We start from the raw sequence: 235 nt of genomic DNA, 5'->3' as shown, positions 1-235 counted from the left end.
AACCGCGTCTTTGACCGGATGCGGCGGCTGCGGCAGCTCGCGAAGACATACGGTGCCCAGATCAAGGATTTGGACCCAAGACGTTTGCTGTTCTCCGTCGAACTGCCCAGAAAGGGGTTCCGGTATCGACAGCGTCCGATGACGCATCTGGTGCAGGCCTTCGGTCGCCGTCCGCAAGCGGCGGATCACGGACAGTTCAGCACGTGCGCAGTAGAGTGCGGCTACGACGCACACC

1 protein-coding gene is annotated in these 235 nt (G+C 62.1%); it reads right to left on the bottom strand.

Translation table 11 applies throughout. The features are described from left to right. Nucleotides 1-189: hypothetical protein (locus ACSNOK_RS36300; protein ID WP_436784906.1), on the bottom strand; the 189-nt coding region annotated here is incomplete at its 3' end. Between the last annotated feature and the right edge of the window lie 46 nt (nt 190-235).

The sequence above is a fragment of the Streptomyces sp. URMC 126 genome (assembly GCF_051386555.1).
Lineage (GTDB): Bacteria > Actinomycetota > Actinomycetes > Streptomycetales > Streptomycetaceae > Streptomyces.
Note: the sequence above shows the minus strand (reverse complement) of the source record. Positions and strands in the feature narration are given on the sequence as shown.